This window comes from Georgenia satyanarayanai (assembly GCF_009193135.1).
Taxonomy (GTDB): Bacteria; Actinomycetota; Actinomycetes; order Actinomycetales; family Actinomycetaceae; genus Oceanitalea; species Oceanitalea satyanarayanai.
In genome coordinates, this window is sequence record NZ_VUKC01000009.1 from 53,320 (window position 1) to 79,256 (window position 25,937).

The window sequence follows — 25,937 nt, forward strand, 5'->3', positions numbered from 1 at the left end:
CGCGCGTCTCACGGGTCCACGTTAGCGGAACGTTACTAGAGCCAGCACGTCACGGGGTTCACATGCGTCACGCGAGTGACCAGGAAGCGGCCACGCGCATCGCGATGCTCACGCCGAGGAACAGGATGATGAACCCCAGGTCGAGCGCCACGGGTCCCAGTCGGAGCGGCGGGATGTAGCGGCGCAACCAGTTCAGGGGCGGGTCGGTGAGCGTGTACACGAGCTCGGCGAGGACGAGGAGCACACCTCGCGGCCGCCAGTCACGGGAGAACACCTGCACCCAGTCCAGGACCAGCCGCCCGATGAGGACGACGAGGTAGAGCAGGAGGAGCAGGTAGACGATCGAGAAGACGAGCTGCACGTCTCAGCTCTGGTTGAACAGGCGGCCGGGGCCGGTCTCGGGCTGCCCCAAGTCGGTGGCCACCTCGACGCTGGCCGGGGACAGCAGGAACACCCGGTTGGTGACCCGCTCGATCGAGCCGTGCAGGCCGAAGACGAGACCGGCGGAGAAGTCGACCATGCGCTTGGCCTCGGTCTCGCTCATACCGGTGAGGTTCATGATGACGGGGGTGCCGTCGCGGAACGCCTCGCCGATGACCCGGGCCTCGTTGTAGGTGGCGGGGTGCACCGTGCTGATGCGGCGCAGGTCGTGCTCGACCGGCTCCGGGGCGGGCACCACGCGCATCGGCGTGACCTGGGCCCGCGGCTCCTCGCGCTCGGGGCGGGCCTCGGCGGCCGCCGGCTCCTCGTGGCGGGGGACGTCGAGCTCGTCGACGTAGTCCCTCTCGTCCTCGGACAGTCCGAGGTACGCCATCGTCTTGCGCAGTGCTCCGGCCATGACTGCTCCCGTCTCGAGTTCTGCGATCACACCTCGTGCCGCTCCTTGTCGTGACGCTAGACCAGGCGCGTGCCCACTCCGCGCACCGACGTGCGGCGTGTCGTCCCCGGGTTCTCCCGCGTCCTCAGGCGGGGCGGACGACACCGACGAAGCGGCCGGTCACGCCGTCGCGCCGGAAGGAGTAGAACCGTTCGTCCTCGCGGGTGCACGCGGCCGTGCGCTGCACGCGGCGCACACCCGCGGCGGTGAGCTGGGCGACCACGCCGGCGGGGATGTCGAGGGCCGGGGTGCCCCACGCCGTCGTGCCGGACGCGGCGGGGACGACGGCGGCCACCTCCGCCCGCAGGTCGGCCGGCACCTCGTAGCAGCGGCCGCAGATGCTCGGTCCGAGGGCGGCGTAGAGGTCGGGCACCGCGGCCCCCTCGCGGGCGAGCGTGGCGAGGGTGGCGGGGACGACGCCGTCGGCCAGGCCCTGGCGACCGACGTGGACGGCGGCGACGAGGCCACCGTCGAGGGTGGCGAGCAGCAGCGGGACGCAGTCGGCGACCATGACGGCGATCGCCGGGGTCCGGGGGCCGCTGCGCCGCCCGACGAGGGCGTCGCACTCCCCCTCGGCGGTCCGGCCGTCGCCCGGCTCCCGGGTGACGACCTGCACGCGGGCGGTGTGCCGCTGGTCCATCCACGCGACCCGGGAGCCGAGCTGCCGGCCCAGGAGCTCGCGGTTGACCAGGACCCGGTCCTCGTCGTCCTGGACGTGCAGACCGAGGTTGAGACCCCCGCTGCCGTCGGCGGCCGCGGAGCGGCCCCCGGAGACGCCACCCGCGCGCGGGGGGGATGCCCCCCCCCCGCCGGGGGGGACGGGGGCGGGCTCGAGCACCGCTCGTCAGCGCAGGAAGTCGGGGATGTCGAGGTCCTCCTCGCGGCGGGCGCGCACGGGCTCCTCGTCGAAGACCCGGGGCACCTCCAGACCGCGACGCTCACCCTCGCTGCCCGCGTAGGCGGGCACCGGCTCGGCGGGCTGCTCCTGGCGGACCGGCTCCGGGCTCGCGGCGACGGGCGGCTCCGGGGCGCTGGGCGCGCTCGGGAGCGTGACCGGAGCCGCGGCGCGGCGCGGCGGGGCGACCGGGGCCGGCGCCTTCGTGGCGGGGTCGTCGAAGCCCGCCGCGATGACCGTGACGCGCACCTCGTCGCCGAGGGCGTCGTCGATGACGTTGCCGAAGATGATGTTCGCCTCGGGGTGGGCGGCCTCCTGGACGAGGCGGGCGGCCTCGTGGATCTCGAAGAGCCCGAGGTCGCTGCCACCCTGGATCGAGAGCAGGACGCCGTAGGCGCCGTCGATGCTCGCCTCGAGGAGCGGGGAGGAGATCGCCAGCTCGGCGGCCTGGACCGCCCGGTCCTCACCGCGCGCCGAGCCGATACCCATGAGCGCGCTGCCGGCGCCCTGCATGACGGACTTCACGTCGGCGAAGTCGAGGTTGATGAGACCCGGGGTGGTGATGAGGTCGGTGATGCCCTGGACACCGGACAGGAGGACCTGGTCGGCGCTCTTGAAGGCGTCCAGCACCGACACGTTGCGGTCGGAGATCGACAGCAGGCGGTCGTTGGGGATGACGATGAGCGTGTCGACCTCGGCGCGCAGCGCCTCGATCCCGGCCTCGGCCTGGGTGGAGCGACGACGCCCCTCGAAGGTGAAGGGACGCGTGACGACGCCGATGGTCAGGGCGCCGAGCGAGCGTGCGATCCGCGCGACGACGGGAGCGCCACCGGTGCCGGTGCCACCACCCTCGCCGGCGGTGACGAACACCATGTCCGCCCCGCGCAGCACCTCCTCGATCTCCTCGGCGTGGTCCTCGGCGGCCTTCTTGCCGACCTCGGGGTCCGCGCCCGCGCCGAGCCCACGCGTGAGCTCACGGCCGACGTCGAGCTTGACGTCGGCGTCGCTCATGAGCAGCGCCTGTGCGTCGGTGTTGACGGCGATGAACTCCACGCCCTTCAACCCGACCTCGATCATCCGGTTGACGGCGTTGACACCGCCGCCTCCGATGCCCACCACCTTGATCACTGCTAGGTAGTTCTGCGGTGCCGCCACGTCGGCCCCCTCACTTGTCTGCTGCTGGTCCTCGGCCAACCCTCAACCTCTAGTTGAGCGTTAGACTTATGTCATTCTTGCGCACCCGGAACGCTAGGTGCCGACCGGTCCCCCGGCAACGACCTCCGTGGGTGTGTCGCACGCGATCTCCCCCAACCCCGCCCACAGCCGACTTACCGCCGAGAGCCGACTTGTCACCCACAGCCGACTTGTCACCCACAGCCGACTTACCGCCGACAGCCGACTTGTCACCCACAGCGACTTACCGCCGACAGCCGACTTGTCGCCCACCGGCGACAACTCATCGACCGCGGCAAGTCGACTCTCGGCGGCAAGTCGACTCTCGGCGGAAAGTCGGCTGTCGGCGGGAAGTCGGCTGTCGGCGCGGGAAGGGCGGGGTCAGTCGGAGAGGGTGGGGGCACGGGGGACGGTGACGTCGTAGACGGAGGCCTCCCGCTCGCGGAGCACGGCGAGGACCGCGGCCTTGAGCTCGGACTCCTCCACGCTGCCCCACAGGACCTCCGCGCCGTCGGTGAGCTCGAGCCTGATGGAGGCCGGGTTGACCGCGCCGGCGGTGTCGACCTCGGCGCGCAGGTCCGGGGGCAGCTCGGCGAGGACGGAGAGCACCGCGCTCAGGGTCTGCCCGGCCCGCGCCCCCTCCAGCGGCACCGTGACCCGCGGCAGGTCCTGCGGGGTCTCCTGGGCGGTGCCGACGACGACGCCGTCGGCGTCGAGCAGGACGAGCCCGTCCTCGGCGGTCGCGGCTGCCACCGGCTCGCGCGGGACGACGTCGACGGCGAGGCCGCGCGGCCACTCACGCGTCACGGTCACCGAGCGCACCGTCGTGATCGCGCGCACGTCGTCGGCCAGGGCGCCGGTGTCGAGCCGGGTCAGGGGCGTGCCGGCGCGCTCCTCGACGAGTGCCACGACCTCCTCGCGGGGCACGGTCGTCCCCTCGCCGACGCCGGAGACCGCGACCTCGGTGACGTCGAGCGCCAGCAGCGGGGACAGGAGCAGCGCCCAGGCGATCCCACCCAGGACGGCGAGGACGCCGACGACGAGGAGCACCTTGCGCCAGGCCAGGCGACGCCGCGCACGTGCCTGCTCGGCGAGGCGCTCGAGGAACCCGGGACGCTGCGGCAGGCTCGGGTCGGGCTGCTGGCGCACGGGCAGCCAGCGCCGCCGCTCGGCCGGCTCCGCCGCCGGCGCCACCTCGGCGGTCTCGGCGTCCCGCGGCGGGGCCGGCTGCTCCGCGTCCGGCCCGCGGCGCGGCTGGCGCGGCGCTGCCGGCGGCCTCACGCCCGCTCCGCCAGGAGCGCCAGGACTCGAGGCCCGAGCTCGGTGACGTCCCCGGCGCCCATGGTGAGGACGAGGTCACCGGGGCGCGCGAGCGAGGCGACGGCCGCCGCAGCCCCGTGGCGGTCGGCCACGTACCGTGCGCCGTCGGCGAGGGCGGTGATGAGGGAGCCGTCCACGCCCGCGACCGGGTCCTCCCGGGCGGCGTAGACGTCGGTGACGACGACCTCGTCCGCGGCGCCGAGCGCGGCGGCGAACTCGGCGGCGAAGGCCTGCGTGCGCGAGTACAGGTGGGGCTGGAAGAGGACGACGACGCGACCCTCGCCCGCGGCGAGACGCGCCGCGGCGAGCGTGGCGGCGACCTCCGTGGGGTGGTGGGCGTAGTCGTCGACGACACGCACGCCGGCGGCCTCCCCGCGCGCCTCGAAGCGCCGTCCGGTGCCGCGGAAGGCGCCGAGCGCGGCGGCCAGGGCCCGCGGGTCCGCGCCGAGGGCGACGCCCGCGCACCACGCGGCGGTCGCGTTGCGGACGTTGTGGGCGCCGGTGACCGCGAGCTCCAGGCGCACCGGCGGCTCGCCCGCGCGCTCGAGGGTGGCGGAGGCGCCGACGGCGCCGACGTCGAGGCCGGTGATCCGCACGTGCCCCTCCCCCAGGCCCGGCGCCGCGCCGGTGCCGTAGGTGAGCACCCGGCCGGGGGCGCGTCGGGCCAGGCGGAGCGCGCCGTCGTCGTCCGCGCAGGCGACGAGCAGCCCGGTGACCCGCCCGGCGAAGTCGACGAAGGCCTGCTCGAAGGCCTCGCGCGAGCCGTAGTGGTCGAGGTGGTCCGGCTCGACGTTCGTCACGACGGCGACGGCGGGCCGGTAGTTGAGGAAGGAGCCGTCGGACTCGTCGGCCTCGGCGACGAAGGCGCGTCCGGTGCCGAGGTGGGCGCCGGTGCCGAGCCCGGCGACCTGCCCCCCGATCGCGTAGCTGGGGTCGGCCCCCACCTCGGTGAGGGCGACGGCGAGCATCGCCGACGTCGTCGTCTTGCCGTGCGCACCGGCCACGGCGACGAAGTCCTGGTCACCCGACGCGACGACGAGCGCCTCGGAGCGGTGGACCACCGGCAGGCCGAGCTCCCGCGCGCGGACGAGCTCGGGGTTGTCCGGGCGGACCGCGGTGGAGACGACGACGGTCGCGCCGTCGGGCACCTGGGCGGCGTCGTGCCCGGCGTGGGCCCTGACCCCCAGCCCGCGCAGGCGCTCGAGGGTGGCGCTGTCCCGCGCGTCGGAGCCCGAGACCTCCAGGCCCCGCGCGGCGAGCAGCTCGGCGACCGGGGCCATGCCCGCCCCGCCGATACCGATGAGGTGGTAGCGGCTCACGGCGACACCCGCGCCGCGTCGACGACGAGCTCGGCGAGCCGGGCGGCGCCGTCGCGGATGCCCGCGCCCGCCGCGGCGCGACCCATCGCGGCGAGGGAGCCGGGGTCGGAGAGCAACTCGAGGAGCGGCCCGGTGACGTAGGCGGGGGTGAGCTCGGCGTCGGCGACGACGGTCCCGCCGCCGGCGGCGACGACGTCCGCCGCGTTGCGGCGCTGCTCACCGTTGCCGATGGGCAGGGGGACGTAGACCGCGCCGATGCCGAGGGCCGCGAGCTCGCTCACCGTGCCGGCCCCGGAGCGGGCGAGGACGAGGTCGGCGACGGCGTAGGCGCTGGCCATGTCGTCGAGGTAGGGGCGCACGTGGTAGCCGGGGAGTCCGGCGGTGGCGGCGCGGACGGGCTCGTCCTTGCCCTGCCCGGTGAGGTGGAGCACCTGGACGCCGGCGCCGGTGAGGGCACGGGCCCCGGCGGAGACGGCCTCGTTGACGCGCTGCGCCCCGAGGGAGCCGCCGGTGACGAGGAGCGTGGTGCGCTGCGGCTCCAGGCCCAGGGCGGCGGCCCCGGCGATCCGTCGGGCGACGGCGTCGGCCTCCCGCTCGGCGACGAGCTCGGCGATGGCGGCGCGCAGCGGCAGGCCGGTGAGCTCCGCCCGCGGGAACGGCGTCCCGGGGAAGGACACGGCGACGTGCCGTGCCCAGCGGGCGCCGAGGCGGTTGGCCAGACCGGGCCGGGCGTTCTGCTCGTGGACGACGACGGGCACTCCCAGGCGCCGCGCGGCGAGGTAGGCGGGGGTGGCGACGTACCCCCCGAAGCCGACGACGACCTGCGCGCGGGAGTCGGTGATCGCCTCCGCCGCGGCGCGGACCGCGGAGCCGAGCCGCCCCGGCAGGCGCAGGAGGTCCGGGGAGGGGCGGCGCGGCAGCGGCACGCGCGGGACGTGGCGCAGCGGCAGTCCGGCGTCGGGCACAAGACGTGCCTCGAGGCCCGCGGTGGTGCCGAGCACGGTGATGTCCGCGCCGCCGGGCAGCGCCTGGAGCGCGCTGGCGGTGGCGAGCAGGGGGTTGACGTGGCCGGCGGTCCCACCGCCGGCGAGGAGGGCACGCAGCTCAGCCACGGCCGCGCCCCACGACGGCCAGCGAGCGGCGCACCACGCCGCGGCGGGCGCGCAGCGCGGCCCCGGCGCCGGGCTCGTCGCGTGCGAACGCGAGGACCACGCCCATGGCGAGCAGGGTGGCGATGAGCGCGGAGCCACCGGCGGACACGAGCGGCAGCGGCACACCGATGACGGGGAGGAAGCCGATGACGACGCCGATGTTGATGAGCGCCTGGCCCAGGATCCAGGCCGCGATCGCGCCGGTGGTGATCTTGACGAAGGGGTCGGGGTGGCGCCGCACGATGCGGAACATGCCGGTGGCGAGGGCGGCGAACAGCCCCAGGACGAGCAGCGTGCCCCACAGCCCGAGCTCCTCGCCGAGGATGGCGAAGATGTAGTCGTTGTGCGCCTCGGGCAGGTAGGCCCACTTCTCGCGGGAGGCACCGAGCCCGAGGCCCGAGATGCCGCCGGTGCCCAGTCCGTAGAGCCCGTGGAGCGTCTGGTAGCACGCGGCGCTCTCGTCGCACTCGCCCCCGAAGACCGCCACGATGCGCTGCATCCGGTTGGGCGAGGAGATGACGAGGAAGGAGACGACGGCGGCGGCACCGACGAGGGCGGCCCCGAACCACTTCAGCGGGATTCCGGCGACGAACATCGCGCCGGCGACGACGAGCGCGACGACCATCGCCGTCCCGAGGTCCCGGCCCACGAGGACCAGCCCGAGCGCCAGGACGGCGACCGCGAGCCCCGGCACGAGGATGTGCTGCCAGCGGTGCAGCAGGTGGGCCTTGCGGGCGAGGACGAGCCCCAGCCACACCGCCAGGGCGAGCTTGAGGAACTCCGAGGGCTGGATCGTCTGGCCGGCGCCGGGGATGTAGATCCAGTTCGTGTTGCCCTTCTCGCCGCGGGCGAGAGGCGTGAGGATGAGCGCCTGCAGCAGGAGCCCGAGCCCGAGCGCGGGCCACGCGAGCCGGCGGTACCAGGCCACCGGGACACGGCTGGCGACGACCATGAGCGGGATGCCGACGAGCGCGAAGACCGCCTGGTCGAGGAAGAAGCCGTACGGGCTGCCGGTCTCCCGGATCGAGGTGATCGACGAGGCGGAGAGCACCATGACGACGCCGATGGCGAGGAGCAGGAGGGTGGCCCCGCCGACGAGGTAGTAGCTGAGCACCGCCGGTCCGCGGGTGGCCGGGTGGGCGGCGTCCCGCGCGCCGGTCCGCAGCGAGCCGGTGACCGGGGCGGCGGCCCGCGGGAGGCGGCCCGGCTGGACGGCGGTCACGCCGGCTCCCCGGGCAGGGCACGGGCCGCGGCGGCGAAGGCGTCCCCGCGGGCCGCGTAGCTGGCGAACTGGTCCATGGACGCGCACGCCGGGGCGAGCAGCACGGTGTCACCCGGGCGGGCGAGCCGCGCGGCCGCGGAGACGGCGAGGGTCATCACCTGCCCAGTGTCACCAGGCTCGACCTCGGTGACGGGCACATCCGGCGCGTGTCGTGCAAGTGCCTCACGCAGCGGCCCGCGGTCCACCCCGATGAGGACGACGGCGCGCAGCCGGTCGGCCACGTCCGCGACGAGCCCGTCGAAGGTGGCGCCCTTGGCCAGCCCCCCGGCCACCCACACCGCGCGGCCGGCGGGCAGTGCGGCGAGGCTGGCGCGGGCGGCGTGCGCGTTGGTGGCCTTGGAGTCGTCGACCCAGGCCACGCCGCCGCGGGTGGCGACGAGCTCGATGCGGTGGCCCCCGCTGTCGTAGGCGCGCAGGCCGGCGGTCACCGCGGAGGCGGGCACCCCGTGGGCGCGGGCCAGGGCCGCGGCGACCAGCGCGTCGGCGACGACGTGCCCCGGGACCTGCCCGCCGGGCAGCGGCGCGAGGTGGGCGAGGTCGGCGAGGGTGGCGAGGGAGGCCGCCGTCGTCTGCCTGCGTGGCTCGAAGGCGCGGTCGCACAGGACGTCCTCGACGATCCCCAGCTCGCCGACGGCCGGGGTGCCGAGGACCGTCCCGACGGCGCGTGCCCCCTCCGCGACGTCGGCCTCCTCGACCATCGCGCGGGTCGTGGCGTCGGTGTAGACGCACGCCTTGCGGGTGCGCTCGTAGACGCGCGCCTTCGCGTCGCGGTAGGCGGCGAAGGAGCCGTGCCAGTCGAGGTGGTCCGGGGCGACGTTGAGGCAGGCGGAGGCCTCGGGGGCCACGCTGTGGGTGAGGTGGAGCTGGAAGCTGGACAGCTCCACGGCCAGGGCGTCGACCCCACCGTCGGCCACGACCTGCACCACGGGGGTCCCGACGTTCCCGACCGCGGGGGCGCGCAGGCCCGCCGCGGTGAGGATGGAGCTGAGCATGCCGACCGTCGTCGTCTTGCCGTTGGTGCCGGTGAGGGTGAGCCAGGCGGGCGCCGTCGTCGTCGCCGTCCGCTGCACCTGCCAGGCGAGCTCGACCTCGCTCCAGCACGGCAGGCCGGCGGCCGCCGCCCGGGTGAGGAGCGGGGAGGTGGCGGGCACGCCCGGGGACACGACGGCGAGGTCGGCCCCGGCGGCGAGCACGGCGTCGGCGAGGGCGGCGTCGTCGCCCGCGGCGAGGAGGGTGGGACGGGTGCCGAGCGCGGTGCGGGCGGCCTCGACGGCGGCCTCGCTGCGGTCGACGCCGGTGACGCGGGCGCCGAGGGTGGTGAGGACGTCGACGGCGGCGCGCCCGGAGGTGCCCAGGCCGACGACGACGACGTGCGCGTCGCCGAGCCCGCTCACGCCGTCACCCACTCCGCGTAGAAGATGCCCAGGCCCAGGGCGACGCACAGGGCGGCGACGAGCCAGAAGCGGATGACGATCGTCACCTCTCCCCAGCCACCGAGCTCGAAGTGGTGGTGGAGGGGGGCCATCCGGAAGACGCGTTTGCCGGTCGCCTTGAAGAAGCCGATCTGGATGACGTCGCTCATGACGACGATGACGAACAGCCCGCCGATGACGATGGCGAGGAACTGCGTGTGGGTGAGGATCGAGAACCCGGCGATCGCGCCGCCGAGGGCGAGGGAGCCGGTGTCGCCCATGAAGATCTGCGCCGGGGAGGCGTTCCACCACAGGAAGCCGAGGCAGGCGCCGATGAGCGCGGCGCCGATGAGCGAGAGGTCGCGGGGGTCGCGCACCTCGTAGCACGCGGACCAGGCCGCGCTCTGGTCGGAGAGGAACTGGCAGTTCTGGTTGGACTGCCACATCGCGATGACCGTGTAGGCCGCGAAGACCATCGCGGAGGCACCGGTGGCCAGGCCGTCCAGGCCGTCGGTGAGGTTGACGGCGTTGGACCAGGCGGTGATGAGGAAGTTCGCCCACAGGATGAAGAGGATGACCCCGAGGAAGGCCCCGGCGAAGGCGAGGTCGATCGACGTGTCGCGGACGCCGGAGACGTGGGTCGAGCCGGGGGTCCGGAAGTTCTCGTTGGGGAACTGGAGGGCGAGCACCGCGAAGGTGATGCCGACGAACGCCTGGCCGATGATCTTCCAGCGGGCGCTGAGTCCCAGCGAGCGCTGCCGGCTGATCTTGATGTAGTCGTCGGCGAAGCCGATGACGCCCAGGCCCACGATGAGGAAGAGGAGCAGCAGCCCGGAGGCGTTGGGTGTGCGCCCCGCCGCGAGGTTGGCGACCGCGTACCCGATGAGGGTGGCGAGGATGATGACGACGCCGCCCATCGTCGGCGTGCCGCGCTTGGTGTAGTGCGCGGTGGGACCGTCCTGGCGGATGAACTGGCCGTAGTTCCGCCTCGTGAGGAAGCGGATGAACAGCGGCGTGCCGAACAGCGCGACGACGAGGGCGGTGGCCCCCGCCACGAGGACGGTCACCACGCGGCGCCACCCCCCTGGGTCAGCCGTTCCGCCAGGCGCCACACGCCTGAGCCGTTGGACCCCTTGAGCAGCACGAGGTCACCCTCCTGGAGGAGCTCGTCGAGAAGGGCCGCGGCGGCGTCGGCGTCGGCGGGACAGTGGACCTGCGGGCCGTCGCCCGCCCCGGCGCGCACCGGCTCGCCGGCCGGGCCGAGGGCGACGACGACGTCGATCCCCAGCGCCGCGGCGAGACGGCCGACGTCCTCGTGGGCGCGCCCGGACTCCGGGCCGAGCTCGAGCATCTCCCCGACGACGGCGACCCTGCGGCGGGCGGGCATCGCCGCCGCGGCACGCAGCGCGGCGGCCATGGAGTCGGGGTTGGCGTTGTAGGCGTCGTCGAGCACGACGACGCCGTCGGGCCGCTCCGTGACGGCCATCCGGTGCGCGCTGACGCGCTCGGCCGTACCCAGCGCCTGGGCGACCGCCCCGGCGTCCAGCCCGAGCGCGAGCGCGGCACCGGCGACGGCGAGGGCGTTGGCCACCTGGTGCTCCCCGTGCAGCGCGAGGCGCACCGGGTGGCTGGCGCGCGCGCCGGAGGCGTCGGTGTGGAGGACGAAGGAGGGGCGGGCCTGCGCGTCGAGGACGACGTCGGTGGCACGGACGCCGGCGCTCTCGCCGAGCCCGAAGAAGGTGACCGGCCCGGGCGCCGCGGCGGCCATGGCGGCCACGCGCGCGTCGTCGGCGTTGAGGACGGCGGTGCCACCGGGTAGCAGCCCGGCGACGATCTCCGCCTTGGCGCGGGCCACGGCGTCGATCGTCCCGAAACCACCCATGTGGGCGTGGCCGACGACGAGGACGACGGCGACGTCGAGTGGCGCGATGCGGGTGAGGTAGTCGATGTGCCCGGGCCCGCTCGCACCCATCTCGAGGACGAGGTAGCGGGTCTCGCGCGTGGCCGAGAGCACGGTGAGCGGCAGGCCGATCTCGTTGTTGAAGGACTCGCGCGGGGCGACGGTGGGCCCGGCGTGGGCGAGCACCTGGGCCAGCAGGTCCTTCGTCGTCGTCTTGCCGACCGAGCCGGTGAGGCCGACGACGCTGAGGGAGCCCTCGGCGCGCAGGCGGGCGAGGACCTCGCGGGCGAGCTCGCCGAGGGCGGCGACGGAGTCCTCGACGAGGACGTGCGGGGCGTCGACCGCGTGCTCGGCGACGACGACGGCCGCGCCGGCGGCGTGCGCCGCGGCAGCGTGCTCGTGCCCGTCGGTGCGCTCGCCGCGGACGGCGACGAAGACCGAGCCCGGCGCGGCGAGACGGGAGTCGGTGACGACCCCCCCGGTGAGGAGGAGCTGGGGGTCCACGCCCACCGGGCGTCCTCCCACGGCCTGGGCGAGCTGGGCGACGGTGAGCTGGATCACGGCTGCACCCACCGGAGCTGGTCGTCTGGAGTCACGTCTCGACAATCTATCCGCAGCGGGCTCACTCTGCCCGCATCGGGAAGAGTGACGCTGGCGTCGTTGACGGCGGGATGCCGAGGTGCTGCAGGGTGTAGCCGGCGATGTCCTTGAACGCCGGGGCGGCGATGATCGAGGACGGGACCTGGTGGCGCGGGTGGTAGACGACGATGCCGACGGCGAACTGCGGGTCGTCCGCGGGCGCGACGCCGACGAAGTTCGCGACCGTGCGGGTGAGGTTGCCGTTCTCGTCGGGGACCTGCGCCGTCCCGGTCTTGCCGGCGAGGCGGTAGCCGTCGAGCTGGCCGAGGACACCGGTCCCCTCCTGGGTGACCACGCCCTCCATCATCGTCACCATCTGCGCGGCGGTCTCCTCGCTCACCACCTGCCTGCCCTCGGGCACCTCGGCGGCGTGGAAGCGACCGGTCTCGTCGGTCGTCCCGTCGACCAGGCGCGGCGCGTGGTAGACGCCACCGTTGCCGAGAGCGGCGGCGATGGCGGTGTTCTGGACGAGGTTGACGGCCATGCCCTGGCCGAACATGGTCGTGTACCGCTGACGGCCGTCCCAGGACTCGGGCGGGGCGAGGATGCCGGGGGTCTCGCCGGGGAGCTCGATGCCCGTGCGCTCGCCCATGCCGAAGGAGCGGAAGTACTCGTAGCGCTCCTCGTCGCCGATCCGGTCACCGATCATGACGGTGCCGGTGTTCGACGACGTCGCGAGGATCCCCGCGACCGTCATCTCCTCGGTGGGGTGCGGGTCCGCGTCGGAGAAGGTCTGCCCGGACGGCGTCGTGAAGCGGTCGGGGGTGGTGAAGGTCGTCGTCGGGGTGACCGCGCCGAGGTCGATCGCGGCGGCGAACGTCGGCAGCTTGCCGGTCGAGCCGTTCTCGTAGGCGGCCTGGACGGCGCGCGAGCCACGGTTCTCCGGCGGGCTGGCCTGGTAGTTGTTCGGGTCGACGGCGTCGGAGTCGGCGATCGCCAGGACCCGGCCGGTGTCGATCTCCTGGACCACCATGGCGCCCCACGACGCCTTGTACCGGTCGACCGTCTCGTCGATGATCTGCTGCGCCCGGAAGTTGATGTCCCGGTCGATCGTCGTGTGGACGGTGTCGCCCGGCTCGGCCGGGACCGTCTCACGCAGACCCGTGGGGATGGACTGGCCGGTGCGGCCGATCTCGACGACGCTGCTGCCCGGCACGCCGCGCAGCTGCTCCTCGAAGGTGAGCTCGAGGCCGGCCAGTCCCTCGTTGTCCCGCCCGACGTAGCCGAGGACGTTCCCGGCGGTGTTGCCGTTGGGGTAGAGCCGCTCGGAGGTCTGCTCCGGCTCGATGCCGGGGATCCTGAGCGCCTGGACCTCGCGCCACTCCTCCGGGGTGAGGCCCCGGGCGATGTAGGCGAAGGTCGAGTCGCCGACCATGTCCGCGCCGAGCTCGGCGGGGTCGCGGTCCAGCAGCGGGGCGAGCAGGGCAGCCGCGGCGACCGCGCCCTCCTTCTCCTCGCCGTCGATCTCCGCCGTGAACTCCCGGACCTTGAGCTGGTTGACGCCGACGTTGTAGCGCTGGACGGAGGTGGCCAGCACCTCCCCGTTCGCGTCGAGGATGTCCCCGCGCATGGCCTGGATCGTCTTGTGCGAGAGCCGGGTGTTGAGGGCGTCCTCGGCCAGGCGCGGTCCCTCGAGCGCCTGGACGTAGACGAGGCGGCCGGCGAAGACGATGACGATCGCGAGGACGACGGCGAGGACGGCGTTGTGGCGCCGGACGAGGGAGCGCCCGGTCACTCCGCGTCACTCCCGCCGAGGATCGTGCCCTCCCGCAGGGAGATGAAGTCGACCCGCTCGGCGGGCTCCATGCCGAGGTCCTCGGCGCGGCGCTGGAGGCTGGCGGGCGAGCCGGCCTGCTCGACCTGCTGGACGAGCGAGGTCTGGGCCTCCTCGAGCCGGTTGAGGGTCCGCGTGGCGTCGTGGATCGCGTAGGCGTCCACCGCCATCTGGGTGTTGATGAGCAGTGCCGCGACGAGCGAGCCGAGCAGGATCGTCGCGCACAGGAGGAGGTAGGGCACGAGGGACCGGGCCGGCGCGGGGCTGCGCACGACCTGGAGCCGCGGGCGCCAGGACCGGCGCGGCTCGACGGCGGCGGTACGGGCGGGCATCGCACTCATGCGGCGCTCCTTGATCGTGGACGCATGTGGTCGGGGGTGGGGCGGGTGCGCTCGGCGGCGCGGAGGCGGACCGAGGTGGCCCGGGGGTTCGCGGCGCGCTCGGCCTCGTCGGCCTCCTCCGCGCCACGCGTGAGCAGCCGGAGGTAGGGCCGGTGGGTCTCGGGCTCGACCGGGAAGTCCGGCGGCGCGGAGGAGGTGGCCCCGCGGGCCAGCGCACGCTTGACGGCCCGGTCCTCGAGGGAGTGGTAGGACATGACGACGATCCGCCCGCCGACGGCGAGCGACTCCAGCGCCCGCGGCAGGGTCCGCTCGAGGACGGCCAGCTCGTCGTTGACGGCGATGCGCAGCGCCTGGAACGTCCGCTTGGCGGGGTTGCCACCGGTACGGCGGGTGGCGGCCGGGATGGAGGCGCGGACGAGGTCGACGAGCTCGCCGGTGCGCAGGATCGGCTGCTGCTCCCGGCGGCGGACGATGGAGGACGCGACGCGCCCGGCGAAGCGCTCCTCCCCGTAGTCGCGCAGGATGCGGCGCAGCTCGCCGACGGGTGCCGTGGCGAGGAGCTCGGCGGCGCTGATTCCCCGCGTCGGGTCCATCCGCATGTCGAGCGGGGCGTCCTGGGCGTAGGCGAAGCCGCGGTCGGCCTCGTCGAGCTGGAGGGAGGAGACGCCGAGGTCCATGAGGATCCCGTCCACTCCCCCGGGCGCGTGGTCGGCCGCGACCCGGTCGATGTCGTCGTAGACGGCGTGGACGGCGGTGAAGCGATCCCCGAAGGGGGCCAGCCGGCCACCGGCCAGCGCGATGGCCTGCGGGTCCCGGTCGATGCCGACGACCCGCGCCTCGGGGAAGCGCTGCAGCGCGAGCTCGCTGTGCCCACCCATGCCGAGGGTCGTGTCGACGAGCACGGCACCCGGCCGATCGAGGGCCGGGGCGAGGAGGTCGAGGCAGCGTGCGGCGAGCACAGGGACATGACGCTCGGCGGCGCTGCGGTCCTCGGTCATGTCCCTCCTCCCTCTCTCGGTCTGGTGCTGCTCGGTCGTGCCACTGGGGCGGTCGGGGGCCCTCCACCACCCGACCAGGACTCCCGCCGTCGGGCTCTGGCGCCGGGGAAGTGCGTCAGAGTCGCGGTGAGAGACCTCGTCGTGCGGAGGTCGGGCGCGTCAGAAGAGTCCGGGGACCACCTCCTCCGCGGTGTCGGCGAAGGCGTCCTCGGAGGCCGCGAGGTAGTCGTCCCACGCGGCCGCCGACCAGATCTCGACGCGGGAACCCGTCCCGATGACGGCCAGCTCCCGCTCGAGGCCGGCGTACTGGCGCAGGTGGGTCGGGATGGTGATGCGGCCCTGCTTGTCCGGCTGCTCGTCGGTGGCTCCGGCGAGCAGCACACGGGAGTAGTCACGCACGCGCCGGTCGGTGATCGGCGCCTTGCGCAGCTGTTCGTGGATCTCCTCGAACTCCCGCATCGGGTAGGCCGCCAGGCAGCGCTCCTGGCCCTTGGTGAGGACCAGCCCCCCGGCGAGCTGGTCGCGGAACTTGGCGGGAAGGATGAGGCGGCCCTTGTCGTCCAGCCGCGGGTGGTAGGTGCCGAGGAACACGCAGGCCACCACCCTTCCCCAAACCACTCGCCGCCAATGCGCCCCACATTACTCCACTTCCCTCCCCCGTCAATGGAACCGCGGGTCACACTGGCCGGTTTACCCGCCGTCGTCGCAGGTCAGCGCGGGTGGAGAGAAGTGGAGGAGGTTTCGCGGCGGAGCGGCACCGGCGCGTCGTCGCGCCCCCGGTCCGGCGGCACGCGAGGCCCCGGTCGGCCGGGCCGCGAGAGCGGTGGAGCTCAGTGGGGCCGCGCGGTGGAGGGAGGTGGAGCGCCGCCTCGCGCCCCCCGACGGCCGGATCCCTCCGCCTCAGCTGTCGACGGGCGAACCTCCGCGGGCCTCAGCGCCCGCACCCTCCCCCGTGTGGTCTCAGATCCGGTGGGGCGTTGTGGAGGCCCCCGGCGAAGGGCGCTTCTCCGTGCCGACAGCCCGCGTAGGGGGAGGGTGGTGACGCGCTGGAGGGGTCGGGCGGCGGTGCGCTGGAGCGTCGGACTGTCGGCGCCGGGGCCGGCTGCCGGCGCGACGGGCTCGGACGGCAGAGAGCCGGACTCCTCAGGAGGAGTCCGGCTCTCGCGGCGGGGTGCGGGGAGTCCGGGTCAGCGGCCGCGCTCGTCGCGGCGGCGGTCCCAGCGCTCCTCGAGACGGTGCATGAAGCCGCCGCCACGGGGGGCGGCGGGCCTGCCGCCCCGGGGGCGGGAGACCGGCGCCTTGGGTGCGGCGTGACGCGGCTTGGAGATGGCCAGCATGACCCCGCCGAGCATGGCGACGAAGCCGAGGACCCCGAGCCACACGAGGGAGGCGGCGACACCACCGACGAGCATCGCGAGGCCGGCGAGGACCGCCAGGGTCCCGAGGGCGAGGCGACGGCCCGAGTAGCGCTGCTCGGAGGTGAAGGTGCTCACCAGGCGGGGGTCGGAACGGAGCTGCTGCTCCATCTGGCTGAGCACCCGCTGCTCATACTCAGAAAGAGGCATCGGTCCTCCGATCCGGTCGGGTGTGCCCTCCACGAGGGCGACTGACCCAAGTTTAGGTCGCCGGAGCGCCGGGGGAAAGCCGACCCGCGTCCGACTCTCCCCGCGGGCGGCCGCGGTCGCTGCTCGCCGCCGGCTCCGGCCTCTCGGGGCGGCCCGCGCCCGGCTCCCCGGCGCGGTCCAGGAGGGACGCGGGGCGGAGCGCGGAGGGGCCGAAACGCTGTCGGATCGTGTCCATCGCCGTCTCGGCCTCACGCCGGTTCTCGTCCTCGCCGAGCCGCAGCTGGACGCCCTCGCCCGCCGGTTGGAGCTGATCGACCCGCACCCCGAGGAGCCGCACGCCCCTCGGCGGCAGGGGGACGTCGTCGAGAAGGGAGCGGGCGACGGCGAAGACGTCGTGGGCGACGTCCGTCGCCTCGGTGGCGCGCGACCGCGAGATCGTCCTGAAGTCGGAGAACCGGACCTTGACCGCGACGGTCCGTCCGACCATGCCGGCGGCCCGCAGGCGGGCCGCGGTCCGGTGCGCCTGGTCGAGGAGGACCGCCTCGAGGGTGGCACGGTCGCTGACGTCGGCGGCGAAGGTCGTCTCGGTCCCGACCGACTTCTCCACCCGCTCGGGCTCGACGGCGCGCGGGTCGCGGCCGCTCGCGAGGTCGTGGAGGCGCTGGCCGGCGGCCACCCCGAGGATCCGGTGGAGGGTGCGCACCGGCTGGGCCGCGAGCGCCTCGACGGTGTCGATGCCGTGGACGTGCAGTCGCTCGCGGGTGCGCTCCCCCACGCCCCACAACGCCCCCACGGGAAGGGAGTGGAGGAAGGGGACGGTGGCCTCCCGGGGCACGAGGAGGAGCCCGTCGGGCTTCGCGTGGCTGGAGGCGAGCTTGGCGACGAACTTGGTCGCCGCCACCCCGACCGAGGCGGGCACGCCGAGCTCACGGTGGATGCGCTCGCGCACGGCGCGCGCGATCTCGACCGGCGTCCCCAGCCGCCGCCGGGCGCCGGACACGTCGAGGAAGGCCTCGTCGATGCTCACCTTCTCCATGACGGGGGTGACGTCACCGAGGATCGCCATGACCTGCCGGGACACGCGCGTGTAGGTGTCGTGGTGGGGCGGCAGGACGACGGCCTGCGGGCACAGGGCGCGGGCCCGCGACATCGGCATCGCCGAGTGCACGCCGAAACGCCGGGCCTCGTAGGTGGCCGACAGGACGACGCCGCGCTGCTCGCCACCGACGATGACGGGCCGGCCGAGGAGGTCCGGGCGGTCGAGGAGCTCGACGGCGGCGAAGAAGGCGTCCATGTCGACGTGGAGCACGCTCGTGCCCGTGTCGTCGCCGCCCCAGTCGCGCCGGGCCGCGGCGCTGCGCTCGCCTCTGCTCATGTCGTGTTCAAGGCTAGCCTGGGGCGCATGCCCGAGCGCCCAGCCTCCCGACGGCGCGGCCGCAGCAGGCGACTGCCGCTCCCCGACCTGCCCGAGGGCCCGGTCCGGACCTCCACCGGGGTGGTCGAGCTCCTGCGCGACCCGTCGCGACCGTCGGCCGTCACCGTCTTCATCAACGACGCCGAGAGCTCCTACGTCGACCTCGCCGACCCGGCCCACCTCGAGTTCGAGTACATGCAGCAGATGACGGTCGTGCTCGACGAGGCCGGACCGCCGGCGCCCGCGCCGCTGCGTGCCGTCCACCTCGGCGGTGCCGGCTGCGCTCTGCCGCGGGCGCTGGAGGCCGCGCGCCCGGGCTCCACCCAGCTCGTCGTCGAGATCGACGCCGAGCTCGCCCGGCTGTCGCGGCTGTGGTTCGACCTGCCCCGTGCGCCCCGCCTGCGCGTGCGGGTGGCCGACGCGCGCGCCGCTCTCGGGACGCTCGTCCCCGGGTCCTGGGACGTCGTCGTGCGGGACGTCTTCGCGGGCGTCGTCGTCCCCGGCCACGTGCGGACCGTGGAGGCCGCCGCGGAGGCCCGCAGCGCACTCAGCGAGGACGGCCTGTACCTCGTCAACCTCACCGACCGGCCCCCGCTCACCGTCGCCCGGGCCGAGGTGGCCACGCTGCGCGAGGTGTTCCCCCACGTCGCGCTCATCGCCGACCCTGCGATCCTCCGCGGCCGCCGCTACGGCAACGTCGTGCTGGTCGGCTCGGCCCGCCCCGTGGCCACCCCCGGACTGGCCCGTGCGCTCCGCGGGCTGCCGCTGCCGGTGCGGCTCGTGGCCGGCGAGGAGCTCGTCGACTTCGCCGGCTCCCACGCCCCCCGGCACGACGACGTCCCGGTCGCTTCCCCCGGCGAGCCGTGAGCCGGGGACGACGAAGGGGCCCGCACCGTCACCGGTACGGGCCCCTCCACGAGTGTCAGAGCGGGCGGACGCTCTCCGCCTGCGGGCCCTTGGGGCCCTGCGTGATCTCGAACTCGACGCGCTGCGCCTCCTCGAGGGAGCGGTAGCCGTCGGACTCGATCGCGGAGTAGTGGACGAAGACGTCGGCGCCGCCGCCGTCCTGGGCGATGAAGCCGTAGCCCTTCTCAGCGTTGAACCACTTCACGGTTCCCTGTGCCATGTGAGTGTCCTTCCGGGGACGTTGTGGAACCGACCGTGTGCCGGCTCCGTCGTGCCGCAATGCCTCGTCCCACGTCGTGCTAGGCCCAGCCATGGCCAGGGTCATACGTAAGCGAACTGCAACTGCAACGACGCCAAGTGTGGCACGTCCGCGCCGTCGTGACTAGCGCTTGGGTGACACCCGTCTCCGTGCTGCGGGCCGGGGTGCTACCCGTCCCCGCGGGGCCCGGGAAGGCCCTCCCCGGCGGTGTCGTCGGGGCCCTCGGTGAGCTCCTGGTCGGCGAGGAACGCCTCGACGGCCGCGCCGATCTCGTCCGCGGTGGGGAGGTCGACCGGCTGGGCGAGAAGGGTCGCCTTGGTCTCCTGGTTCACGCCGCGCATGAAGGCGTCGTACTGCTGCTCCAGGGCCTTGACCACCGCGGTGACCTCCGGCGAGGCGGAGACCTGGCGCTCGATCTCGTTCGCCGCCTCGGTGGCCGCCTCCTCGAGGTCACCGACGGGCAGGGCGAGCTCGGCGGAGCGGGCGGTCTGCCGCACGAGCTCGGCGGCCGCCTGGTGGAAGTGGCTCTGCGCGAGGTAGTGCGGCACGTTGGCGGAGAAGCCGACAGCCTGGTGGCCGGCCTGCCCGAGCCGGTACTCGAGCAGCCCGGTGACGCTGCCGGGTACCTGGACGGTGCCGATGATCTCGGGCTGCGCGGCGATGAGGCCGGGCTCGCTCGCGTGCGCCGTCACGGTCGTGGGCCGGGTGTGGGGCACCCCCATCGGCACGCCGTGGATGCTGATCGTGCGCTGGACGCCGTACCGCTCGACGACGTCGATGACGGCGTCGACGAAGGCGTGCCACCGCAGGTCCGGCTCGGTGCCGTGGAGGAGCAGCAGCTCGGTGCCCTCGTCGTCGCGGAGCACGTCGAGGACGACGTAGGGCTCCTCGTAGTCGGTCCAGTGCCAGCTCTCGAAGGTCATCGGCGGCCGGTGCGCCCGGAAGTCGACGAGCTCGTCGACGCGGAAGGTGAGCAGCCGCTGGTGCTCGAGGGTGGCGGTGAGGTGGCGCGCGGCGAGCGCGGCCGCGTGTCCCGCGTCCATCGCCCCGGTCAGCGCGTTGACGAGCACGCGCGCACGGATGTCCCCTGCCTCGGGGTGCACGTCGTACAGCTCCACCACGGTTCTCCTCCTCAGGCTTCGGTCACCCGATGGAACACGCGGGCCCCGGCCCGCATTCCCGGCGGCTCAGCGGCCGGGAAGGCGCACGACCGACACGAAGAAGTCGTCGATCTTGCGGACGACCTCGATGAAGCGCTCGAAGTCCACCGGCTTGGTGACGTAGGCGTTCGCGTGCAGGTTGTAGCTGCGCAGGATGTCCTCCTCCGCGTCGGAGGTGGTGAGGACGACGACGGGGATGCGGCGCAGCTCCGGGTCGGCCTTGAGCTCGCCGAGGACCTCACGGCCGTCCATCCGCGGGAGGTTGAGGTCGAGCAGCACGAGGTCGGGGGTCGGTGCGCTCGCGTACTCCCCCTGCTTGCGCAGGTAGGCCATGGCGGACTCCCCGTCGGCGACGACGGTCAGCTGGTTAGCGACCTTGTAGTCGGCGAAGGCCTCCTCGGTCATGAGGACGTCCCCGGGGTCGTCCTCGATCAGCAGCACCTCGATCATGTCGGTCATCGGTCCACCTCACTCGTCTGTGGGCCGCCGGCGGCGCCCGGGGTCATGATGGCACGCTCGTCGCCCGTCTCCGCGCGTGTCCCGACGGTCGGCAGCCCCCGGGGCGCGGACACGGGGACGGTCCACCGCACGGTGGTGCCCCTGCTCGGGTCCTGGTGCTCCACCCAGATCCGACCCCCGTGGTGCTCGACGATGCGCTTGCACATCGCCAGGCCGATGCCGGTGCCGCTGTAGGCGTCCTTGGCGTGGAGGCGCTGGAAGATGGCGAAGACGCGCTCGGCGTGGCGCGGCTCGATGCCGATGCCGTTGTCGCTGCAGCGGAAGAGCCACTCCGAGCCCACCCGCTGGACCCCGATGTGCACGTGCGGTGTCTGCTCCGGGCGGCGGAACTTCACGGCGTTGGCGACGAGGTTCTGGAGGAGCTGGGTGAGGAGGCCCGCGTGGCCGAGGACCTCCGGCAGCTCGTCGGCGGTGACCTGCGCGCCGGTCTCCTCGACCATCTCCGAGAGGTTGTCCAGGGCCTCGGTGAGGCAGCTCCCCACGTCGACCTGCGTCGGCTCCGCGTCCCCGCGCCCGAGCCGCGAGAAGGCGAGGAGGTCCTGGATGAGACGCTGCATGCGCCGCGCGCCGTCGGAGGCGAAGGCGATGTACTGGTGCCCGCGCTCGTCGAGCTGGTCGCCGTAGCGCCGCTCGAGCAGCTGGGTGAAGGACGCGACCTTGCGCAGCGGCTCCTGGAGGTCGTGGGAGGCGACGTAGGCGAACTGCTCGAGGTCGCGGTTGGAGGCCTCGAGCTCGACCCTGGCGCGCTCGGTCGTCGCGATCTGGGCGACGAGGTGGCGGCGCATGAGGTCGACGTCGTGGGCGAGCGCGACGACCTCGTCGGGCCCGGAGACGGCCACCGGCCGGTCGAGCTCGCCCTCAGCCACGGCCCGGCTGGCCTCGGCGAGCTCGTCGAGGGGGTCGGTGACCCAGCGGCGCAGGTAGCGCCACAGCAGGACGCCGGTGACCAGGCCGAGGACCGCCAGCGCCATGACGGAGCCGAGCAGCACCCGCTGCCACGCCTCCATCGCGGCGGCGCCCTCGGAGCGGTAGGCGATGAGGTCGTCGAGCGCCGCACGCAGGGACCCGCGCACCTCGTCGAAGAGCTCGGCTCCCGGGGCCTGCCACTCGCCGAGGTCCACCTCGACGCCGGGCGAGCGCGTCGCGTCGACGAGGGGCTTGGCGTAGCCGGCGCGCCAGTCGTCGGTGGCGTCGGCGAGCGCGTCGACGTGCGTGCCGAGCTCGGGGACCCGCGCGATGATGTCGGCGAGCCCGGCGCGCACGCGGTCCGGGCGGCCGTAGGCGAGGTCGGAGTAGGGGGCGAGGAGCTCCTCGTCACCGCTGAGGGCGTACGCGCGGACCGCGGCCTCGGCGTCGATGAGGTCGGCCTGCAGCTCCTCCAGCTCGACGACGGCGTTGAAGACGACGCCCGTCACCTCGTCCTGGTAGCGGGAGTGCTGGCTGAAGGCGGCGAGCGCGACCATGAGGGCGAGCCCGAGCGAGATGCCCGCGACGACGATCGCCGTCCGCAGCCGGTTGCGCAGCGTCCACGCCCCGGGTGCGGGCCTCACGCCGGCGCCCAGCCGAGGAGGGTGAACTCGACCTGCCCGTCCGGGCCGTAGGCGCGCACCGCCCGCTCGACCGTGTCCGCGAGCGCGGCGTCGTCACCGGCGCCGCGGGAGGCGGCCTCGAGCACCGCGGCGAGCGAGGAGCCCTCGTGAGCGGCGCTGACCGCCTGGTCCAGCACGGCGGCGTGGAGGACGAGGAGCCGGTCGGGCTGACGCAGCTGCGTCTGGACGGCGGGGCGCGGCGCCGGCCCCGAGCCGAGCGGCGCGCCGCGCTCGCCGTCGGCGGTGAGCGGGCCGGCGTCCGGGGACAGGAGCAGGGGGGCGTGGTGGCCCGCGAGGTGGCACACCGTCTCCCGGGTGGCGGGCACGAGCTCCACGACGACGGCGCTCACCGAGCCTCCGTGGGAGGCGACGAGACGGTCCAGGACGGTGAGCACCTCGGCGGCGGGCAGCTCGCTCAGCGCGAGCCCGCGGAAGGCCCCGCGCACTCCGACGGCGAGCGCCGCCGCTTCCGGCCCGCCCCCCAGCGCGGTCCCGGTGAGGGTGAGCACCGTGCCGTCGGGCCGCTCGACGACGTCGCACAGCTGCGGGGACAGCGGGCCGCCGTCGTTGTTCCGGACGAGGACCCGGACCGGTGCCCCGGCGAGGCGCGGCGGTGGCCGCAGCTCGTCGGCGAGGCGCGTGACGGCCTCGACGTGGGCACGCTGCTCCTCCTCGATGCGCTGCTCACGGTCGCCACGGCGGCGCTCGACGGCGTAGCGGACCGCGCGCCCGAGGGCCTCGCCTCCCACCGTGCCCTTGACGAGGTAGTCGTCCGCGCCCGCGCCGACGGCCTCGAGGCCGCGGTCGGCGTCGTCGAGACCGGTGAGCACGACGACGGCCGCACTGGAGGCGCCGCGCAGCTGGAGGAGGGCGTCCAGCCCGGAGGCGTCGGGCAGGCCGAGGTCGAGGAGGATGCAGTCGACCGGCATGACGAGGGCGTCCAGGGCCGCCTCCAGGCTCCAGGCCCGCGTGACGTCCGTGTCGATGCCGGCGTCGTGGAGGAGCTCCTCCACGAGCACGGCGTCGCCGTCGTCGTCCTCCACGAGAAGCAGGTGGAGGGCTGCGGGGGCCTCACTAGCGGTCACAGTCGTCCTTCCGGTCGGTGGCGCCATCGTACGCAGCGGCGGCAGGGGCAACCGACGCACGGCACGCGCGCCGTCGTCCATAATGGTCTGCCGGTCGAGACGGAAGCGGGGACGCGGTGCAGCCGAACGAGGTAGAGACGACGTGGCAGGCGGACCAGGAGTTCGTGGACCACGTCTACGGGCGCCTGGACGACCTCCGGCGCCGTTACCGCGAGCGCCTGGAGGACGTCCGCCGCCAGGGGGCGAGCGGCACGCCGCAGAACCGCTCGGAGCGTGACGCCTTCGCGGTCCACTACGAGGACACGCTGGCGCGCCTGGAGCAGGTGGAGAACCGGCTCGTCTTCGGCCGGCTCGACCTCGCCGACGCGGCGCGCCGCTACATCGGGCGCATCGGGATCGCTGACGAGGACCAGGAGTCGCTCCTCATCGACTGGCGTGCCCCGGCCGCGCGCCCCTTCTACCAGGCCACGGCCGCCCGGCGCGGTGACGTCGTGCGACGGCGCCACCTCATGACCCGTGGCCGTCAGGTCACGGGCGTGGAGGACGAGCTGCTCGACACCGAGGCCGACGTCGAGGGACTCACCGGTGAGGGCGCCCTCTTCGCAGCGATGGCCGCCGCCCGTGAGGGCCGGATGGGCGACATCGTCGCGACCATCCAGTCCGAGCAGGACGAGATCATCCGCGCCGACTCCGAGGGCGTGCTCGTCGTCGAGGGTGGCCCGGGCACCGGGAAGACGGCGGTCGCGCTGCACCGCGCCGCCTACCTCCTCTACACCCACCGCGAGCGTCTGGAGCGCTCGGGCGTGCTGGTCGTCGGCCCCAGCCGGGTCTTCCTGCGCTACATCGAGCAGGTCCTGCCCTCCCTCGGGGAGAGCGGCGTCGTCGCGACGACGCTCCACGACCTCCTCGCCGACGTCCCCGCGACGGGTACGGAGCCGGAGGAGGTCGCGGCGGTCAAGGGCCGGGCGGTGATGGCACAGGTGCTGCGCCACGCCGTGCGCGGGCTGCCCCGGCGCCTGGAGCAGCCGGTCCTCCTCGACGTCGACGGCGAGCGGGTGCGCCTGGAGCCGGGGGACGTGCGCGCGGCCCAGGAGCGGGCCCGGCGCAGCTCCCGGCCGTACAACGTGGCACGTCGCACGTATGCGACCGCCGTGCTCGACACCCTCGTCCGGCGCTGGGCGGAGGAGAAGGGACTGGACCTCGAGTCCGAGCAGGGCTGGCTGCTCCAGTCGCTGCGGGAGTCGCGCGACGCCCGCCGCGAGATCAACCTGCGGTGGATGCCCACGACGCCCGAGCAGCTGCTGCGCCGCCTCTACGCCGATCCGGCGTTCCTCGCCCGGCACGGCCGCGGCCTGAGCCCGGCGGACCGTCGCCTGCTCCGCCGCCCCGCCGACGCCCCGTGGACACCGGCGGACCTGCCCCTGCTCGACGAGCTCGCCGTCCTGCTGGGGCGCCTGGAGAACCCCGAGGAGGAGCGGGCGCGTCTGGCGCGCGCCGCCGAGCGGGCGTCCGCCGTCGCCTACGCCGAGCACGCGATCCGCGAGGACGGCATCGGCGGCGGGATGGTGGACGCGCAGACCCTCGCCGCGCGCTTTGCGGCGCCGGAGGCGCGACGCTCGCTCGCCGAGCGGGCGGCGTCCGACCGCGAGTGGACCTACGGCCACATCGTGGTCGACGAGGCGCAGGAGCTGTCCCCCATGGCGTGGCGTGCCCTGCTGCGCCGCAACCCGAGCCGGTCGATGACGCTCGTCGGTGACCTCGACCAGCGCTCGGGGCACCAGCCCGCGCGCAGCTGGGGTGAGCTGCTCGGGACCGCGGCGAGCGAGCACGTGCGGACCGCCGCCCTGACGATCAACTACCGCACGCCGGCCGAGGTGATGAGCGCCGCCGTGCGGGTGCTGCGCGCCGCCGGCGGCGCCCAGGCCGCCCCGGCGCGCTCGGCCCGCTCGGTCCCCGGCTCGCTGCGCACGACGAGCGTGGCCGGCGACCGTGAGGTGGCCGATGTCGTCGTCGCCGAGCACGCGGCCATGGGCCAGGGACGCCTCGCCGTGATCACGGGCGCGGGACGGGTGACGCAGGTGCGGGAGCTGCTCGCCCCCCGGCTCGGGACCGCACTCGAGGCTCCCGGCGGGGACGTGCTCGCCGCACCGGTCGTCGTCCTGGACGCCGTCACCGCCAAGGGGCTGGAGTTCGACGTCGTCGTCCTCGTGGAGCCCCAGGAGGTCGCCACGGGCGGGCCGGGTGACCTCTACGTCGCGATGACCCGCCCGACGCGGCTGCTCCACGTCCTGCACCGCGGCGCACTGCCCCCGGGCCTGGCCGACTGACGTCCGCAGGGCGGATCGGTTTCCCCGAACGC

The 25,937-nt window shown here is 74.5% G+C and carries 24 protein-coding genes; 2 read left to right on the plus strand and 22 right to left on the minus strand.

Going from position 1 to position 25,937, the window contains the following annotated elements:
• Positions 1-67: 67 nt before the first annotated feature.
• From GD632_RS10975 to dinB, 17 genes are all read right to left on the minus strand, one after another.
• Entirely contained in the window at positions 68-361 is a 294-nt protein-coding gene (locus GD632_RS10975; protein WP_152192055.1) for a YggT family protein, read from the minus strand.
• Positions 362-364: 3 nt separating this feature from the next.
• Positions 365-838: a cell division protein SepF gene (locus GD632_RS10980; RefSeq protein WP_152192185.1), complete on the minus strand. Its 474-nt coding sequence runs from the start codon at positions 836-838 to the stop codon at positions 365-367.
• Positions 839-962: 124 nt separating this feature from the next.
• On the minus strand, positions 963-1,715 hold the full coding sequence (pgeF, locus tag GD632_RS10985) for a peptidoglycan editing factor PgeF (RefSeq protein WP_152192057.1): 753 nt from the start codon (positions 1,713-1,715) through the stop codon (positions 963-965).
• A gap of 6 nt (positions 1,716-1,721) precedes the next feature.
• Positions 1,722-2,927 carry a cell division protein FtsZ gene (ftsZ, locus tag GD632_RS10990; protein WP_152192187.1) on the minus strand — a complete coding sequence of 402 codons (1,206 nt, stop codon included), beginning with the start codon at positions 2,925-2,927 and terminating at the stop codon, positions 1,722-1,724.
• 399 nt (positions 2,928-3,326) lie between these two features.
• Entirely contained in the window at positions 3,327-4,226 is a 900-nt protein-coding gene (locus GD632_RS10995) for a cell division protein FtsQ/DivIB (protein WP_152192059.1), read from the minus strand.
• A complete protein-coding gene (murC, locus tag GD632_RS11000) occupies positions 4,223-5,545 on the minus strand; it encodes a UDP-N-acetylmuramate--L-alanine ligase (protein ID WP_193311453.1) in 1,323 nt (440 codons plus the stop codon). Before murC ends, GD632_RS10995 begins: the two co-directional genes overlap by 4 nt.
• Positions 5,546-5,580: 35 nt before the next feature.
• On the minus strand, positions 5,581-6,687 hold the full coding sequence (gene murG, locus GD632_RS11005; RefSeq protein ID WP_193311454.1) for an undecaprenyldiphospho-muramoylpentapeptide beta-N-acetylglucosaminyltransferase: 1,107 nt from the start codon (positions 6,685-6,687) through the stop codon (positions 5,581-5,583).
• Position 6,688: 1 nt separating this feature from the next.
• Entirely contained in the window at positions 6,689-7,957 is a 1,269-nt protein-coding gene (gene ftsW, locus GD632_RS11010; protein ID WP_319633116.1) for a putative lipid II flippase FtsW, read from the minus strand.
• Positions 7,954-9,411, minus strand: a complete 1,458-nt coding sequence (gene murD, locus GD632_RS11015) for a UDP-N-acetylmuramoyl-L-alanine--D-glutamate ligase (RefSeq protein ID WP_226924807.1) — start codon at positions 9,409-9,411, stop codon at positions 7,954-7,956. Before murD ends, ftsW begins: the two co-directional genes overlap by 4 nt.
• The gene (mraY, locus tag GD632_RS11020) at positions 9,408-10,499 is read right to left on the minus strand and encodes a phospho-N-acetylmuramoyl-pentapeptide-transferase (RefSeq protein ID WP_152192067.1); all 1,092 of its coding nucleotides are present in this window, start codon (positions 10,497-10,499) and stop codon (positions 9,408-9,410) included. Before mraY ends, murD begins: the two co-directional genes overlap by 4 nt.
• Positions 10,493-11,890 carry a UDP-N-acetylmuramoyl-tripeptide--D-alanyl-D-alanine ligase gene (locus GD632_RS11025; RefSeq protein WP_152192069.1) on the minus strand — a complete coding sequence of 466 codons (1,398 nt, stop codon included), beginning with the start codon at positions 11,888-11,890 and terminating at the stop codon, positions 10,493-10,495. Before GD632_RS11025 ends, mraY begins: the two co-directional genes overlap by 7 nt.
• A gap of 61 nt (positions 11,891-11,951) precedes the next feature.
• Positions 11,952-13,703, minus strand: coding sequence for a peptidoglycan D,D-transpeptidase FtsI family protein (locus GD632_RS11030; RefSeq protein WP_152192071.1), 1,752 nt, complete (start codon positions 13,701-13,703; stop codon positions 11,952-11,954).
• Positions 13,700-14,083 (minus strand): hypothetical protein, encoded by a 384-nt coding sequence (locus tag GD632_RS11035; RefSeq protein ID WP_152192074.1) that lies wholly within the window; start codon positions 14,081-14,083, stop codon positions 13,700-13,702. The genes GD632_RS11030 and GD632_RS11035 overlap by 4 nt, the downstream gene beginning before the upstream one ends.
• A complete protein-coding gene (gene rsmH, locus GD632_RS11040; protein WP_152192076.1) occupies positions 14,080-15,081 on the minus strand; it encodes a 16S rRNA (cytosine(1402)-N(4))-methyltransferase RsmH in 1,002 nt (333 codons plus the stop codon). The genes GD632_RS11035 and rsmH overlap by 4 nt, the downstream gene beginning before the upstream one ends.
• 159 nt (positions 15,082-15,240) lie before the next feature.
• On the minus strand, positions 15,241-15,672 hold the full coding sequence (gene mraZ, locus GD632_RS11045) for a division/cell wall cluster transcriptional repressor MraZ (RefSeq protein WP_152192191.1): 432 nt from the start codon (positions 15,670-15,672) through the stop codon (positions 15,241-15,243).
• A gap of 596 nt (positions 15,673-16,268) precedes the next feature.
• Positions 16,269-16,646, minus strand: a complete 378-nt coding sequence (locus GD632_RS11050; RefSeq protein WP_152192078.1) for a DUF3040 domain-containing protein — start codon at positions 16,644-16,646, stop codon at positions 16,269-16,271.
• 52 nt (positions 16,647-16,698) lie between these two features.
• Positions 16,699-18,021, minus strand: coding sequence for a DNA polymerase IV (gene dinB, locus GD632_RS11055; protein ID WP_152192080.1), 1,323 nt, complete (start codon positions 18,019-18,021; stop codon positions 16,699-16,701).
• A gap of 27 nt (positions 18,022-18,048) precedes the next feature.
• On the opposite strand from dinB, the gene GD632_RS11060 reads away from it, so the two are divergent.
• Complete coding sequence (locus GD632_RS11060) at positions 18,049-18,927, plus strand: spermidine synthase (protein ID WP_152192082.1); 879 nt, start codon at positions 18,049-18,051, stop codon at positions 18,925-18,927.
• 55 nt (positions 18,928-18,982) lie between these two features.
• Here the strand turns inward: GD632_RS11060 and GD632_RS11065 are convergent, their stop codons facing one another.
• The 5 genes from GD632_RS11065 to GD632_RS11085 form a co-directional block, all read right to left on the minus strand.
• Complete coding sequence (locus tag GD632_RS11065; RefSeq protein ID WP_110852282.1) at positions 18,983-19,186, minus strand: cold-shock protein; 204 nt, start codon at positions 19,184-19,186, stop codon at positions 18,983-18,985.
• A 206-nt stretch (positions 19,187-19,392) separates the two neighbouring features.
• Positions 19,393-20,343 (minus strand): PAC2 family protein, encoded by a 951-nt coding sequence (locus GD632_RS11070; RefSeq protein WP_226924808.1) that lies wholly within the window; start codon positions 20,341-20,343, stop codon positions 19,393-19,395.
• A 69-nt stretch (positions 20,344-20,412) separates the two neighbouring features.
• The gene (locus GD632_RS11075) at positions 20,413-20,844 is read right to left on the minus strand and encodes a response regulator (RefSeq protein WP_152192084.1); all 432 of its coding nucleotides are present in this window, start codon (positions 20,842-20,844) and stop codon (positions 20,413-20,415) included.
• Positions 20,841-22,454, minus strand: coding sequence for a sensor histidine kinase (locus GD632_RS11080; protein ID WP_226924809.1), 1,614 nt, complete (start codon positions 22,452-22,454; stop codon positions 20,841-20,843). Before GD632_RS11080 ends, GD632_RS11075 begins: the two co-directional genes overlap by 4 nt.
• A complete protein-coding gene (locus tag GD632_RS11085; protein ID WP_193311447.1) occupies positions 22,451-23,578 on the minus strand; it encodes a SpoIIE family protein phosphatase in 1,128 nt (375 codons plus the stop codon). The genes GD632_RS11080 and GD632_RS11085 overlap by 4 nt, the downstream gene beginning before the upstream one ends.
• Positions 23,579-23,694: 116 nt before the next feature.
• On the opposite strand from GD632_RS11085, the gene GD632_RS11090 reads away from it, so the two are divergent.
• On the plus strand, positions 23,695-25,905 hold the full coding sequence (locus GD632_RS11090; RefSeq protein ID WP_152192088.1) for a HelD family protein: 2,211 nt from the start codon (positions 23,695-23,697) through the stop codon (positions 25,903-25,905).
• The last annotated feature ends 32 nt before the right edge of the window (positions 25,906-25,937 follow it).